Raw genomic sequence first — 15,608 nt, forward strand, 5'->3', positions numbered from 1 at the left:
ATAATGAACAAACTTTATATGTATTAATCAGACAAGGGGGTGACTCTATATTGAAAAAGAAAAGTTTCAAAGAAGCTACGAAAAGTCTTTTTCTTAAATATACAGTCGTCCCTATTTTTATTTTAATTATATTATTCACTTTATTTACGTTTGTTATATTTCATTTAAAAGCGGTTTATGATGCCAAGCAGTCAGGAGAACAAATTAAGGAAAGAATGACAGAAGTGTATGAAGTCTATCAGGAAGAAATTAAAAAAATGGCAGAATCATCTTTGGTGATGGAGAGTTTAAACTACCATAACGATATTAATTTAGTTTATGAGGATTTTTATAACTTCAATAATCAACAGGAAGTCAAAAGCAGTTTTTTTCTGATTGACGCAAATGATGTATTTGTGGCATCTACTAATAAATCCAATGATGAAGTGAATGAAGATATCCTGAATCACATCATTCCCCACCTGGAAAAATATCCGGATGATTTGTTAAGCATTGTCGAGAAAACAAATTTCTCCCACGGTCAAGCCTCTACCATTACTTTAGGAAAGGCCGTAAAACAGGACGATCAGATTATTGGATATTTAATTTATATGTTATATGAAGAGGATTTTCAGCGGTTAATTTTTGGAGAAAAAACAGATATTGCTGTGATTACAGATACTTATAATCATATCGTTGTGACTTCTAATGAAATCGTTCAAGGTCTAATGAATAAATTTCAGCCTGAAAAACAATCTAATTCAAAAGTTCAAATAGAAAATGATACCTATTATATGAATCAAACTGAAACAGCAGATAATACCTTCCGTATTTATACATTAAACAATACAGAAACAGATAAAGTAGTGTTGATTTTATATTTTATATTTATTGGGATTACCAGCGCTTTTCTATTTATACTTCTTCGAGTATTAGCAGAAAAGATGTCCAGACGGAACTCCGAGTCGATTGACAAGTTATTAATAGCAGTCGACCAATTAAAGAAAGGTGATTTAACCTCCTATGTGGAGATTTATACAGGAGATGAATTTGAGACATTGGCAAATCAATATAACACCATGCTCGATAGTCTAAATGATTTGCTGAGCAGGAACAGAGAGTTGTCGGAGATAAAGAAAGTAAATGAAATGAAAATACTCCAAAGCCAGTTCAACCCGCATTTTCTGTTTAATGTGCTGGAAACTGTACGATATACCATGGTAAGCAATGTAGATAAGGCACAGGGTATTATATTATTATTATCTTCTTTATTGCGATACAGTATCAACCAAAATATTGATCAGGTTATGTTAGAAAAAGATTTGAACTATACGGTTGATTATCTAAAATTACATAAAATGCGATTTAATAATCGGCTGCATTATTTTCTGGACATCCCTGAAGAAATCAATACTGCTTATGTTCCAAAGCTGCTATTACAGCCGATTATTGAGAATGCTATAAAATATGGCTACCAACATCAGACCACCCTGAATATTTGGATTAAAGCAAAGGTTGTTGAAAACGATATTGTATTCACAGTTGAAGACGATGGCAGCGGAATAGAAGCCCAAAAACTCACTGATCTTCAAAAGAAGATACTGGCATCCGAAAATAATCAAGTTGGCATTGGTCTGTACAATACACATCGCCGCTTACGTTTGCAGTTTGGTGAGAAATATGGTCTGGAGATAAATAGCATTTTGAATCAAGGAACAATAGTAAGGATAATCATCCCTTACCTGAAAGGGGGAGAGCATCGTGTATAAAATATTAATTGTAGAAGATGAGGACATTATTCGTGAAGGGTTAAGGTACCTCCTTGACTGGACTGATCTTGATTGTGTGGTGGTCGGCGAAGCTGCAAATGGTGTGGAAGGCTTGCAGCAGATTTCAAAATTAAATCCGGATATCATACTTCTTGATGTTAATATGCCTCTCAAAAACGGGATTGACATGCTTGCGGAATGTAAAACCCGGGATTTATTCACTACCATTATCCTATCAGGCTATGATGATTTTAATTATGCAAAACGGGCAATGCAATTTAGCGTAAACGAGTACCTGCTTAAACCAGTTAATCCACGCGAATTAAAAGAGGCGATTAAACGTGCTATAACATCTGTAGATACTAAGAAACAATATCACATTATGAAGCAAAGTATCCAAACACCTGATAAGGTAAATGTGTTGAATGTGGATGTTTGGAATAAATGGAACGATAAATCAAAGCATGTTCAGCAAATGATTGCCTATATTCAGGAACATTATCATGAAAAAATCAGTATTCATGATTTGGTGGACGAGCTTGGCATGGGCACAACCTATTTGAATAAGAAATTTAAAGAAGCCACCAGCTACACCTTCAATGATTTTTTAAATCGTTACCGGATTCAGAAAGCAATTGAACGCATTAAAACCGGAGAAGATAAGATCACCATGATTGCGATTGACGTAGGCTTTAGTAATTATCGTTATTTTATCGATGTATTTAAAAAGTATACAGAATTTCTTCCAAGTGATTTCACAGCATATTTTGGCGATAAGGACTAATATATACAAGTTTTATAGCAAATCATTTTAACCCTCTTCAAAAAATGCATAGACAACAGAGCTCTGTTAAATTTGTCCTGTATGGTGTACGATAATATTAACAGCATGTTTTGCTTTTTAGAACCTTGAATTGGATGGGAAGAATATGTTTGATGTAATGAAGAACTATGAAGAAATGACCACAAGTGAAAAAAGAGTATTGAGCTATATTGTGGAAAACCAGGACCAGATTCCGCATATCAAAATTAGTGATTTAGCAGAGGAAACCTTTGTTTCAAAAACAGTCATCATTAATTTGGCGCAAAAATTGGGTTTTTCCGGTTTTAGGGAAATGAAATATCATATCAGCCGGACCATTCTTGAAAAAATGTCTAAACAAGAAAAACAAACGGTGATGTATCGGGAAGTTTTAAAACAATCTATTGATAAGACCTTCTCCCTCATTACCGAAGACCAGCTGCATGAAACAGCCGCTAAAATTAAATCTGCAAAGAATGTATTTATTATGGCCAGAGGAACGAGTAAAGCCGCTGGTTATTATTTGGAGCATCTCTTATTGACAATCGGGATTCAATGTATTTTTATAAAGGATTATAATTTATCCGAAGTATTTACCGATTTTGTCGCAGAAGATGATATCGTTATCTTTATTTCGATATCAGGAGATACGAAAAAAATTATTGATACTGCGAAAAAAATTCATCTGAAAAATGTCGATATAATCAGTATCACTTCATTTAAAACAAATGAGCTGACCCGGTACACGACGAATAATCTCTTTTGTTATACCGATAAAGCCAACACAAGCAAAAATGATACTATTTCAAGAACTGGATTTTTTCTTACTATTGATTTGTTGATTGATAAATTGGCGAACCTTTAAATCATATGTATTTCGGGACTGCCCAGGAAAATAAAAATAGCAAAATAGCGCTATTCTTTTATTGGAAAGGCGCTATTTGCCATTGATTAACTGCTATAGTTTTTACTGATCTCTTTTGCAGTTTCTTTTGCTCTCACTGCTTCTGTTTCTGCTAAAGTGGCAGCTAAGCCAATATAATTACCGGGTTCGATCATATGCTTTATCTCTTCATCATTGAAGCTTGCACGGATTTGTTCATTTTCTCTTAAATTATCATAAAATTCCTGACCTTCCGCTGCTGTTTTCATAGCAATATCATACATCAGGGAGTGTGCCTGGTCTTTACCTAATTTTTCTGCCAGCTTCATCATGACGTATTCACTATTATCAAGACCTTTGTTGCGTTTGGCATTATGAAGCATTCTATCTTTGTGGACAGTCAGCGTACGTGTTAATTCCTCACAGCGTATCAAAATTTCCGTAATCAATTCCATAGACTCTTCCAGCAGTCCGTCAAACAGCATATAAGAACTGCTGTCTCCTTCATATGGACGTACAGCTGAATACATGCCCGTACTAGGAAGAGAATAGAGCTTCTGAGAATTTGCGATAATCCCTTTGGCAAGCTTCGGATTGATTTTATGCGGCATGGTGCTGCTGCCGACAGTTCCTTTACTGAAACCTTCGGATACTTCGGCAATTTCTTCTAACGTTGTACTATATACCTCCTCGGCAATTTTATGACAGCTATTCGCTAACAAAGCCAGATTCGACATATATTCCAGTTTATGCGTACTTATATTTCTGGATGGGACAGCCATTGGATACATACCAACCAGCTCCGCCACCCTGTTTTGAACTTTTATCCCGATATTGGGCATAGAGCTGAAAGTACCTACTGCACCGCCCATCATTATCTGAAAAACTCTTTTTTCTGCTTCGACCATGCGTTGATAACAGTTGATAAATTCACTTATCCAGACAGATACTTTATACCCGTAAGTGATTGGAGTAGCATGCCTTCCATGCGTTCTTCCAGTCATGACAGTGTCTTTATTATCCGATGCCAGCGTGCTTAAGTTTTCTAAAATCTGACCAATCAGACGCATAAATATCGTATGTGCTTTCTTCAGGATATATAGCTGTGAGCTTTGTTGTATATTTTGTGTAGTAATCCCGTAATGGACATATTTCCCACTGTCGGGCGGACAGGCCTTCACCAGAACTTTCAGGAACGGAACAAAACCATGGCCAATTTTTTTATAAATACGGTCCATTTCCTCCAAATCTAAATTTTCCAGCTTGGCAGCCTCTTTGATTTCCTCCGCCGCTTTCTTAGGAATAAAATCATATTCAGCCTGCGCCTCAGCCAATGCCGATTCAAACAAAAGCCAGGTTTTATATTTTTCCTCTTCAGTGAACAGACTTTTTAAACCTTGATCATCAATTGTTTTACTTTTAGAATCATATAACGCTTTCATGATGTCACTCCTTTAAAAATCTCTATACTTTCTCATCTACTGCATTTTTTATAAATTCTACCTGTGTCCCATAAACGATATGAATATGCTTGGCCGTCGGGAAAAAGAACCCGGAACACCCGGTACTGTTTAATAAATCTTTGTTGATATCTCTGACCTCTTTTAAATCAATCCGGAGCCTGGTAATGCAATTGTCTACATTCAAAATGTTTTCTTTTCCACCCAATGCCTCCACTACTTTATCTGCTATCTCGTCATAGCGTTTTTCCTTCAGCAGTGTATTGTCCACATTTTGAAGCTTTTCCCTGCCCGGTGTTTTTATATCAAACCGGATAATAGCCCAATAAAAAATAAAATAAGTGACGACAGCTAATCCCAATCCGATCAAAACAAGGAAAATCCATCGTGAGTTTTCATAAAGCAGCCCAAAAATCGTGAAGTCAAAAATCGTACCCCTGATATAACCTATTGAAACTTCCGCCAGCGACAGCAGCACAGCGCCGATTCCGACAATACAGGCGTATACAACATATAATAACGGAGCTAGAAAAACAAAAGTAAATTCAAGCGGCTCTGTTACATTCCCAAGAAAAGCTGTCAATACCATGGTAACCAACATAGATTTGACGTATGTTTTATTTTCTTTATAAGCTGCCTTGTACATCGCAAAAGCAATTGCCGGGAATAAAAACAGGACAACCAGCATCTGCTGCTGCGCCATAAAGCGGGACAGCTTCGGCATCATAGACCAATACTCACTGTTCGGTCCCTGATTAAACAGAATTTCTGTAATAGCAGGAACAACACCGACATATGTCTTACCTTCAATAACATACGACCCGCCGGCTTCTGTGAATCGGAACAATGCATTCCAGACATGATGAAGTCCAAACGGAATGAATAACCGTTCTCCTGCAGCTGTGAAAAAAGGACCTGCAACGCTTAAAAATACAGCTGACAGGTTCGTTAACAGCCCTACAAAATATGTCCAGATGAAAGGAAGTAACATCCCAACTGCAGCCATTAATCCGATTGTGATGATTGGAACTGATTTTTTCCCGGAAAAGAACGCCAGCGCCGCCGGAAGCTCCAAGTTATAAAATCGTTCCGTCGCCCAGGCTGCAATCAGACCGGTTAGAATCCCGCCGGCAGCACTGATATTTACTGTTTGGATACCAAGTATCTCAATTTGCCCCTGCTGGGTCATTACATCCGGATCTGCCATTGTCCCCGTGACCGTCAGCCATACATTCATAGCAACAATCAGGGTCAGATACCCTGCCACGGAGGCAAAGACCGAAATCCCTTTATCCTTTTTCCCCATCCCGTAGGCGACACCCATTGCAAATAGCAGCGGGATATTATCAAAAACAACATTACTGATGGTCTTTATACTTACTAAAATGGTGTTAACGGTATCATTTCCAAGGAAAGGAACTTTGTCCACCATGTAGTCTTGTGTAAGTGCGCCGCTGATCCCCAAAAGCATCCCGATAGGAGCCAATACCCCAATTGGAAGAAGCAGCGTTCTGCCGAATTGCTGTATGGAGTCACCGATTTTTCTTTTGCTCATCCTCTAAAACCTCCTTGTATCAATGATTCCAATTCATTTTCCGCTAAAAACTAATAAAAGATGGCATGAATGCTTGGAATTATTATCTGCTTCTATTCTATCAATATGAAAAAATAGTTGAAGCTCCTCCGTTTCCTATTATCTTATTTAGGTAATAGAAAATGACCCAGGTCATAAAAAAGGATCCTTCAGATAATGATTTATTTATTATGCAATGATATAGTGAACATATTATCAGACGGAGCAGGACTAAAACATAAAAGGAAATTCTATAGTAAATACATATGGGGGATGACGTTATGACAGATATAAGAATGATTGCACTGGATATGGATGGCACGTTATTAGATGACAAAAAAGAGATTACCAGCTGGACAAAAAAACAAATTATGAAAGCACATCAGGCAGGTGTCATTATTGTCTTATGTACCGGACGCCCCTTTCATCACTGCTATACTTACGTTCAAAATCTGCAGCTGAATTCTCATTTAATTACATGTAATGGCGGACAAATCTTCGAAAGCGATTATACAACAGTTATTGCCGAATATCTGCTGGAGGCAGAAGCACTGGCTGATTTATATCGCTATGCCCATGACTTAAAAATGGATACGTGGACCATTTCTTCAAAAGAACCTTTTTACAATGACATACCGGATAACTACAATGACTACAGATGGCTGAAATTCAGCTGCTCCCATAAGGATGAAAAAATTTTAAATAAGATAGAAGCAAAAGTTCATTCGATAGATGGCATAGAAGTCAGCAATCGGACAGCCGTCACCGTTGAGGTCAATCCAGCAGGGGTGAATAAAGCAGCCGCTCTTGAATTGGTCTGTGGAAAATTAGGTATAACGATGAAGAATGTCATGGCAGTGGGAGACAGTCTCAATGATGTGAGAATGATTCAATCGGCCGGAATTGGAGTGGCGATGGGAAATGCTCAAAAAGCAGTACTTGAAGTTGCTGATGAAATAACGGATACGAATAATCAAGATGGGGTTGGAAAAGCAATTAAAAAATATATCCTATCAGCTGGGGTATAAGGCGCTTTTATCGTTTCATTGCTGTTAAATATAAGGGTGCAGCTCCTTTCTTCCCTTCTGTTACACCAGTCTAACAGAAGGTTTTTTTATTTACTGTGAAAATAACTATTTCTCTTTTTTCACTTTAAGTTACAACTACATTTATTCTTTTCTATGACTTAAGAACCTTCGCAAAGCATTCAACAATAATTTACTCGGTTTTCCAGCTGTATCTAGCAAAAAATCAATTATACTTGTCTGTGTGACTTATCAATACTTTCTTCCAATATTCAAACAGCAAAAGTAATTTCACTTAAAATCGCTGATATTTCGCATAAAATCTATAAAATTATTACTGTATAAATTTTATATCTGTTTATCTTAAATTAGCTTGTAATAGATCAGTTACTCTAAAATATGCTCATTTACGGATTTATCATGATGTATGATACATTAATACATAGGTCTTTAGCGTGCCGGAATATATCAAATAAAGATGGTTTCATACGCTTCAAAAATCAAACATCCTAGAAAACACAAGGAGGAAAAGATAATGAAGAAAAAGATTCTATTGACCTTCCTGCTGACACTTTTGTTCAGTATGATTATTTACCCGAGAACGATGAAGGCGCAATCAGCAGAAGGATTTGATCCTGCTGACGGAATGTATATTAAAGCAGATAAAGAGCACTACTGGGAAGGGAGATATTCCAACGGCAGAGTCTTCGCTGAATATATCGCAAAAGAATTAGCCGGTGATTATGATAATTTGACAAATTATGCAGTCGGCGGAGCTTTTAGTGGCGACATGGGAAATACAAAAGAAGAACATTCCAACTGGTCCTCCTGGATTAAAGGCTGGGGCGGAGTAGAACAGACTATAAGATTCCTTGCAGATACGAACGGAGAAGCTGATCCCGAAGCTCTTTATATTATCAGTATCGGTGGAAATGATACATATGCCGTGGAAGATTTGGGAGTGGAACGTGCAGCAGAGCTTGCCAGTGATTATTCTCTTGAAATGGTTCAAAACCTTGTAGAAGGCGGTGCCAAGTATATTCTGCTGCCAAATCGTTTTGTAGATCAGCGTACGGATTTAACAGACTTCGGTGATATCAGAAACCAGCAGGTCGTCAAAAAAATAGAAGAGTATCTCGCTCTTGATAACACGCCTGACGATGTAGAGGTCATCTACGGACATAATCAGCAGCTGCGTGAAAATATTGATGAGCAGGGCTTTGAGAAATTCGGCTATAAGAGTATGGGCTTTTATCTTGTTTCCGATTGGGTTCCAGCTTATGGTTACGCCTTAGCTTCTGAAAATAACAGTGACATCTTCCCTGCCAAAGAAGCAGAAGACATCTACGGAGGCTATGCTCCTTACTCAACGGACAGCAAATATTATACTCCGGAGACGTCAGGCTGGGAGCCTGATGATTTCTATACTTACGACGAATATCATTTATCCAATAGAAGTCAAAAACACCTGGCTACGTACCTTTTAAACTCCGACATCACAACAGATGATAACGAGGGCACTTTCGAGCAGGTCTATAATGGTAATACCAGCGATTTTGCCGAAGCAATAGCTGATGGTACCATTCCTTCCGAATATACAACGGTCTATACCTTTGGCGACAGCAGTATTGACACCGGCCGTGGGTTAGAGGTTACCACCGAGTTAGTGGAAAATCGCGGGAAGCCAAAAGAATCTTCCTATGTAGTAACACCTGGAGATAATCTCTGGAATATTGCAAAGGAAAATTACCACGGAGAACAAACTGATGCACAAATAATGAAAGAAGTTCAAGCTATTTATCAAGCAAATCGGGATCAGATTCAAAATCCAGATTTGATATTTCCAGACCAGACAATTATATTGCCGACATTAGACGATTCTAAACACAAATAAATAATATCAAAAAAGCTTAGGTATATCGCTCATTTCCTTATGCGAAAGCCTGAGTTTTTTTGGATAATTTCAGGAAGCCACTTTTAACTTATGAATCTCCCCTTCTTACCTTAAATCAGATGACACATTATTCAGTATATCTTGCTATGCATTATAGATACTTCTAATAAAATCTGATAATATACTTCTATAAACTAAATCGCATCCTTTCAAATCAACACCGCATGAAAACTAAATAACAAACAAGGGAGAAAACCACCATGACCAACATGATAGCTTACCTTTTCGGCAGACTAATCGGAGCATTTTTACTTTCTTTATTATTTACATGGATTTGGAGCCTTATCTACCGCGCAATAAAGAAGAAGCCCATTTCTAACTTTTGGTTAAAGGTCCTTATCATTGCTGTTATTTTTACTATTATTTCACTTGTAGGAACAATGAATCAGCAGAATCTGTAAGTTATGGTTATTTCGATTTTTCTTTTATTTATAGAATTATAAACAGAATACATTCTCAACTAAAAATTAAGAGCCTTCCTTCATAACGCGGAAAGGCTCTTTAAACACGCTTTATTTATTAGCAGATGATTATTGCAGCGTAAATAAGTTCATAAACATCACCTTAAAAAGTGATGTTAAAAGAGTCATTACTATCAAAAAGTAAAATGTCATTTATGAAGAAAAACATACATTTCATGAAAGCGATAAATTTAAGACAGAATGCTGTGATATGATGACTTTGTAAAAAATATAGAAATTAGTGACAAAGAAAACCCAAAAAGAAAGCGTTTTATAATCTATTCATTGCTTAATACGCTTATTGAAATGGATGAATAAGGATGGTGAAATGATAAGAGGTTTTTATTTGTCAAAATTTTCGTTAATTTAGAATTGGAGGGAATAAAAGATGCTCGAAATAAACTGGGATGACGTCAAAAATATTGTTAGTCTTGTGCTCCCTTATCTGATTTTCTTTGGAATTGTATTATTATTAGCGATTGTTGCAATCATCATTGCCAAAAAATTCTCTATTCCAAAGAAATTTATGATTCGCAGGCAATCCATTATGGCTATTTTTGTTGCTTTAATGATTGCAATTAATTTAATCGCATATTATCCAATGAATACGATACTTACTCTTGCTTCCGGCAGAGGCACCATCAGCGATGCAACATCGGAAACAGCAGAACAGCTTGGTGAAGATATTGCTAGAGAAGGAATTGTCTTATTGGATAATGATGAAGATTTTCTTCCTCTTGAAAACGATTCACGAGTGAACGTGTTTGGATGGGCTTCTACAAACCCGATTTATGGTGGAACAGGCTCAGGCTCTTTATCAGACTCACACCATACGGTTAGTTTAATCGAAGGGTTGGATAATGCAGGATTTGAAGTAAATACTGAGCTTTCCGATTTTTATACATCCTACGCCGATGAACGTCCGGTTGTTGGAATGTTTGAACAGGATTGGAGTTTACCGGAGCCACCTGTCAATGAGTATTCTGATGATTTAATGGAAAACGCAGGAAAATTCTCTGACACAGCAGTTATTGTAATCGGCCGTGGAGGCGGAGAAGGTGCTGACCTTCCAACTGACTTATCTGAAGTTACATATAATGATAACACGGATGATTACCAAGATTTTGGTGAGGATAACCATTATCTAGGTTTACATGAAACAGAAAAGCAAATGATTGATCTGGTTACCTCTAACTTTGACAATGTAGTACTTGTTTATAATGGTTCGAATGCTTTTGAACTGGAATTTGCAGAGGAATACGATCAAATTAAAAGTGTTCTCTGGGTGCCGGCAGCTGGTCAAACAGGGTTTAACGCACTTGGTGAAATTCTAAATGGTGAAATAAATCCATCAGGAAAAACAGCTGATATTTTTGCCCGTGATTTAACAGCTACTCCAGATCACAATAACTTTGGAGACTTTGAATACACAAATATGGATGAATACAGTGTAGAAAACGACTTCCCTGGTGCTGGCGGTGTTCCTACCTTTGTAAACTATGTCGAAAATATTTATGTAGGCTATCACTTTTATGAAACAGCAGCAGAAGAAGGATTATTAGATTATGACGAACATGTCTTATATCCGTTTGGATATGGTCTTTCTTATACTTCATTCGATCAGGAAATCAGCGATTGGAATATAGAAAATGATGAAACAATTACTGTAGATGTTACAGTGACGAACACCGGTGACACTGAAGGAAAAGATGTTGTAGAGTTATACTTTACTCCACCTTACACAAATGGCGGTATTGAAAAATCTGAAGTCAACTTAGCAGCTTTTGAGAAGACTGAGGTGCTGGAGCCGGGAGCTTCTGAAACACTTACTCTTACCTTCACTAAAGAAGATATGGCATCTTATGATTATGAAAATGAAGCTGCCTATGTTTTTGAAGAAGGGGACTATACATTATCTCTTCGTTCAGACTCTCATACTGTTTTAGATGAGGCTGAATTTACACAGGATGAAACTATTGTTTATGATCAACGCTCAACAGATGAAATTCCGGCTACGAACCAATTTGATTTTGCAGAAGGAGATATAACCTATCTTTCCCGCGAGAATGGTTTTGAAAATTATGAGGAAGCAACTGCAGCCCCTGATAATTATGAAATGGCAGAAGAAAGTCTGAGTATGTTCCGAAACGAAACAAACTTTGATCCATCAGAATTCTTTGATGAATCGGATGAGATGCCTACAACAGATGCTAACAATGGTATAGATTTGGTAGAAATGCGTGGCCTGGATTATGATGATCCGGCATGGGAGCCATTACTGGATCAGCTTTCTACAAATGATATGGTCGATCTCATTGCTTACGGAGGGTACCAAACCCCTGCAATAAAATCTGTTGGAAAAGTAGCAACGATCGATTTAGATGGACCAGCTTCTATTAATAATAACTTTACTGGTGTCGGATCAGTTGGATTCCCTAGTGCTGTGATGATGGCTAATAGCTGGAATGTCGATCTAGCTCATGCATTCGGTGACAGTATTGGTGAAATGGCAGTTGAAATGGGCGTATCTGGGTGGTATGCTCCAGCGATGAATATTCACCGTTCCGCATTTTCAGGCCGTAACTTTGAATATTATTCCGAGGATGGCGTATTATCTGGAAAAATGGCTTCACAGGCAGTTTTAGGTGCAGCAGATCATGGCGTATATGCTTATCTCAAACACTTTGCAATGAACGATCAGGAAATGAACAGAAATAAAATGCTGGCTACATGGTCAAATGAGCAAGCTATTCGTGAAATTTACTTGAAACCATTTGAAATTGCTGTAAAAGAAGGCGGCGCACAAGGAATTATGTCATCCTTCAACTATATTGGGCCAGTTTGGGCTGGAGCTTCTTCATCTCTTTTGAACACTGTATTACGAGATGAGTGGGGATTCCGCGGGATGGTTCTAACTGACTATTTCTCTGGTTACGGATATATGGATTCCAATATCATGGTTCCAAATGGCGGCGACATTGCGCTGGCTACGTACGATGTTGGAGCAAATATGATGAAGAATACAGATAATCCGACTGTAGTGAAGAATATGAGAACATCTTCTAAAAATATTCTTTATACAACTGTAAACAGTTACGCTTACAGCGATGAAGCCTTAAATGCCGGAATGCCAATTTGGCAGGTGATTGCAATTGTTGTTGACGTAATAGTTCTTGGACTAGTAATTTTACTGGAAGTACTTATCTTTAAAAAATACCGTAAACTTAAAAACCGTTTAGGTACTGCTCAAGATAATACTTCAGCATTGTAAATATGTATCATCTGGTTTTGAAGAATGATTAAATAAGAACACAAAAATAAGGCAGCCTTCCATTCACTGGATAAACGTGAAGGGAAGGCTGCTTTTTCATCCTATTTCGTATATAAGAATTAACAAACTTACATGGATTCTTATTCCTAATTTAATTCTTTCTTAGCCATTGTTAATGCTGATGCAATCACCTGATGCATATCATAATATTTATACATCCCCAGACGTCCGCCGAAAATCACATTGGATTGTTTCTCAGCCAAGTCCTGATACTGCTTAAATTTTTCATTATTTTTATCATCATTTATTGGATAATAAGGCTCCGATCCCTTCTCCCAGGACATAGGATACTCTTTTGTGATAATTGTTTTTGGCTGTTTTCCGAATTCAAAATGTTTATGCTCAATAATACGTGAATAAGGCGTTTCAGAATCTGTATAATTCACCACTGCATTCCCCTGGTAATTTTCCTGCTCCAGTACAATTGATTCAAATTTTAAACTGCGGTATTCCAATTCCCCGTATCTATAATCAAAGAATTGATCAATCATTCCAGTGTAAATAATCTTTGGGAAAGCTTTCATATATTCCTCTTTATTAGAGAAAAAATCTGTATTTAATTCTACATTGATTCGATCACTGGCAAGCATGTTTTCAATAATTTGTGTGTAGCCTCCAATCGGGATTCCCTGAAAGCGGTCATTAAAATAATTATTATCATACGTGAATCGGACAGGAAGACGTTTAATAATAAAAGCAGGCAAATCTGCTGCTTTGCGCCCCCATTGTTTTTCCGTATAGCCTTTTATTAACCTTTCATAGATATCTGTCCCGACTAACGAGATAGCCTGCTCCTCCAGGTTAGCAGGCTTTTCAATTTTAGCTGCTTTTCTTTGTTCTTCTATTTTAGCCTGTGCCTCTTCTGGTGTGACAACTCCCCATAATTTATTAAATGTGTTCATATTAAAGGGCATATTGTAAATTTCACCATGATAATTCGCTATCGGACTATTTGTATAACGGTTAAAATCGGCAAATTGGTTCACATAATCCCAAATTTCCTGATTATTTGTATGAAAAATATGCGCTCCATACTTATGAACAGTGATACTCTCTATCTTTTCCGTATATATATTTCCGCCAATATGATTCCTTTTATCAATCAGCTTCACTTTTTTTCCTTTTTTAGCTGCTTCGTGCGCAAATGTACTTCCGAATAACCCCGTGCCGACAACCAAATAATCAAACATTCCTTTGTTCCTCCCGGTATATATGTTTTTGCATATAATATTTAAACCCATACTGCTTGTTAAGTACTGGCAATCAAATCTAATATTAAAATCAAAAGATAGCTCTCTATGTGAAACATCATAGAAAGCTATCTTTTTAAGAGGTTTGCTGATGATTAATTAAACCCGATAAATCTTTGAGATATTTTATATCCCCCTACCGAGATACTTCTCCCCGGTCTTCCAGGTAAGTTTAGTAATATCCCTATCATCCCATATCGAATTTCATGGTACAATTCCTGATCCTTGTCCTTCATATACTTCCACAATTCTTTTTTCTTTTGCAGGTTTTCAGCTGTTCCAGATTTTATTAATAGAATAGAAGAAATGACAGTGACAATTTCAAGCTGATGAAGCAGATACTGCCTCAGTTTAGGACTTCTTATATCTTCTAATTCCAAATCATCAATCATTTGTTTATTCACTTTAATCTGCTGATCGATTCTCTTAATCATGACATTCTCTTGCACAGACTGGTCTTCCCTGCCTATAAAGTATCTGTAAAATTCCAGATTAATATAATACATTGTTTTCACATGTTTAAGCGGAACAAACACAAATAGATTATCAACATAAAAGGTATGTTTTGGAAGAACCAGGCCGCAATTTTTCAATAGCTCTGTTCTATAAATAAGGGAATGCATCAACAGATATTGCCCTCTTCGAAATGGTTTAATATCCTCCCAGGTAAATATTTTATCTACTGGAAGAACATCTTCATACTTCATAACCTTCTTGTATTTTTTATCCTCTTTTTCATAGGTAAAGTTACTAATAATCATATCCACTGTCTGTTTTTCTGTAACGAACCCTTTTAATATCTTTAAAATTTTCAGGTATGCTCTTACATCCACCCAATCATCGCTGTCTACTACCTTTAGATAAAATCCGGATGCATTCTGGATACCCGCATTGACAGCTTCACCATGGCCTCCATTTTCCTGATGAATGACACGGACATTGGAAGGATACCTAACTGCATAATCATCTGCAATTTTTGCCGTATTATCAGAGGAACCATCATTCACGATCAATAACTCAACGTCCTCTCCGCCAGGCAAAAGAGATTCGATACAATATTCCATATAATCCTGTGAATTATAGCAAGGAATAACCACTGATAATAATTTCATTTTTTACAC

11 protein-coding genes are annotated in these 15,608 nt (G+C 37.0%); 7 read left to right on the plus strand and 4 right to left on the minus strand.

What is annotated here, in order from left to right:
* The first annotated feature begins 50 nt into the window (after nucleotides 1-50).
* The 3 genes from MKY30_RS01890 to MKY30_RS01900 all read left to right on the plus strand — a co-directional run bounded on the left by MKY30_RS01890 (nucleotide 51) and on the right by MKY30_RS01900 (nucleotide 3,415).
* Nucleotides 51-1,748: a histidine kinase gene (locus MKY30_RS01890; protein WP_156985020.1), complete on the plus strand. Its 1,698-nt coding sequence runs from the start codon at nucleotides 51-53 to the stop codon at nucleotides 1,746-1,748.
* Complete coding sequence (locus tag MKY30_RS01895) at nucleotides 1,741-2,532, plus strand: response regulator (protein ID WP_156985021.1); 792 nt, start codon at nucleotides 1,741-1,743, stop codon at nucleotides 2,530-2,532. The genes MKY30_RS01890 and MKY30_RS01895 overlap by 8 nt, the downstream gene beginning before the upstream one ends.
* Nucleotides 2,533-2,677: 145 nt before the next feature.
* Entirely contained in the window at nucleotides 2,678-3,415 is a 738-nt protein-coding gene (locus tag MKY30_RS01900) for an SIS domain-containing protein (protein WP_156985022.1), read from the plus strand.
* 86 nt (nucleotides 3,416-3,501) lie between these two features.
* On the opposite strand, the gene MKY30_RS01905 is transcribed toward MKY30_RS01900, so the two are convergent.
* Together MKY30_RS01905 and MKY30_RS01910 are read right to left on the minus strand one after the other, a co-directional pair.
* Complete coding sequence (locus MKY30_RS01905) at nucleotides 3,502-4,875, minus strand: class-II fumarase/aspartase family protein (RefSeq protein ID WP_341082631.1); 1,374 nt, start codon at nucleotides 4,873-4,875, stop codon at nucleotides 3,502-3,504.
* A 22-nt stretch (nucleotides 4,876-4,897) separates the two neighbouring features.
* The gene (locus MKY30_RS01910) at nucleotides 4,898-6,448 is read right to left on the minus strand and encodes a PTS transporter subunit EIIC (protein WP_156985024.1); all 1,551 of its coding nucleotides are present in this window, start codon (nucleotides 6,446-6,448) and stop codon (nucleotides 4,898-4,900) included.
* 299 nt (nucleotides 6,449-6,747) lie between these two features.
* On the opposite strand from MKY30_RS01910, the gene MKY30_RS01915 reads away from it, so the two are divergent.
* The 4 genes from MKY30_RS01915 (at nucleotide 6,748) to MKY30_RS01930 (ending at nucleotide 13,177) form a co-directional block, all read left to right on the plus strand.
* Nucleotides 6,748-7,494 carry a Cof-type HAD-IIB family hydrolase gene (locus MKY30_RS01915; protein WP_341082632.1) on the plus strand — a complete coding sequence of 249 codons (747 nt, stop codon included), beginning with the start codon at nucleotides 6,748-6,750 and terminating at the stop codon, nucleotides 7,492-7,494.
* Between the two features lie 532 nt (nucleotides 7,495-8,026).
* Nucleotides 8,027-9,385 carry an SGNH/GDSL hydrolase family protein gene (locus MKY30_RS01920; RefSeq protein WP_341082634.1) on the plus strand — a complete coding sequence of 453 codons (1,359 nt, stop codon included), beginning with the start codon at nucleotides 8,027-8,029 and terminating at the stop codon, nucleotides 9,383-9,385.
* Nucleotides 9,386-9,645: 260 nt separating this feature from the next.
* Nucleotides 9,646-9,846 (plus strand): hypothetical protein, encoded by a 201-nt coding sequence (locus MKY30_RS01925; protein ID WP_147210043.1) that lies wholly within the window; start codon nucleotides 9,646-9,648, stop codon nucleotides 9,844-9,846.
* Between the two features lie 448 nt (nucleotides 9,847-10,294).
* Nucleotides 10,295-13,177, plus strand: a complete 2,883-nt coding sequence (locus tag MKY30_RS01930) for a glycoside hydrolase family 3 N-terminal domain-containing protein (RefSeq protein WP_341082636.1) — start codon at nucleotides 10,295-10,297, stop codon at nucleotides 13,175-13,177.
* Nucleotides 13,178-13,323: 146 nt separating this feature from the next.
* On the opposite strand, the gene glf is transcribed toward MKY30_RS01930, so the two are convergent.
* A complete protein-coding gene (gene glf, locus MKY30_RS01935) occupies nucleotides 13,324-14,427 on the minus strand; it encodes a UDP-galactopyranose mutase (RefSeq protein ID WP_339283015.1) in 1,104 nt (367 codons plus the stop codon).
* A gap of 155 nt (nucleotides 14,428-14,582) precedes the next feature.
* Nucleotides 14,583-15,599 carry a glycosyltransferase gene (locus MKY30_RS01940; RefSeq protein ID WP_156985028.1) on the minus strand — a complete coding sequence of 339 codons (1,017 nt, stop codon included), beginning with the start codon at nucleotides 15,597-15,599 and terminating at the stop codon, nucleotides 14,583-14,585.
* Nucleotides 15,600-15,608: the final 9 nt, after the last annotated feature.

It is taken from the genome of Oceanobacillus sp. FSL W8-0428 (assembly GCF_038004405.1).
Taxonomy (GTDB): Bacteria; Bacillota; Bacilli; order Bacillales; family Amphibacillaceae; genus Oceanobacillus; species Oceanobacillus sojae.

What these genes read in the sequence shown, in the direction of transcription:
- MKY30_RS01910 (WP_156985024.1), bottom strand. Translation starts at nt 6,448, where the DNA reads ATGAGCAAAAGAAAAATCGGTGACTCCATACAGCAATTCGGCAGAACG.
- MKY30_RS01915 (WP_341082632.1), top strand. Translation starts at nt 6,748, where the DNA reads ATGACAGATATAAGAATGATTGCACTGGATATGGATGGCACGTTATTA.
- MKY30_RS01900 (WP_156985022.1), top strand. Translation starts at nt 2,678, where the DNA reads ATGTTTGATGTAATGAAGAACTATGAAGAAATGACCACAAGTGAAAAA.
- glf (WP_339283015.1), bottom strand. Translation starts at nt 14,427, where the DNA reads ATGTTTGATTATTTGGTTGTCGGCACGGGGTTATTCGGAAGTACATTT.
- MKY30_RS01930 (WP_341082636.1), top strand. Translation starts at nt 10,295, where the DNA reads ATGCTCGAAATAAACTGGGATGACGTCAAAAATATTGTTAGTCTTGTG.
- MKY30_RS01920 (WP_341082634.1), top strand. Translation starts at nt 8,027, where the DNA reads ATGAAGAAAAAGATTCTATTGACCTTCCTGCTGACACTTTTGTTCAGT.
- MKY30_RS01925 (WP_147210043.1), top strand. Translation starts at nt 9,646, where the DNA reads ATGACCAACATGATAGCTTACCTTTTCGGCAGACTAATCGGAGCATTT.
- MKY30_RS01905 (WP_341082631.1), bottom strand. Translation starts at nt 4,875, where the DNA reads ATGAAAGCGTTATATGATTCTAAAAGTAAAACAATTGATGATCAAGGT.
- MKY30_RS01940 (WP_156985028.1), bottom strand. Translation starts at nt 15,599, where the DNA reads ATGAAATTATTATCAGTGGTTATTCCTTGCTATAATTCACAGGATTAT.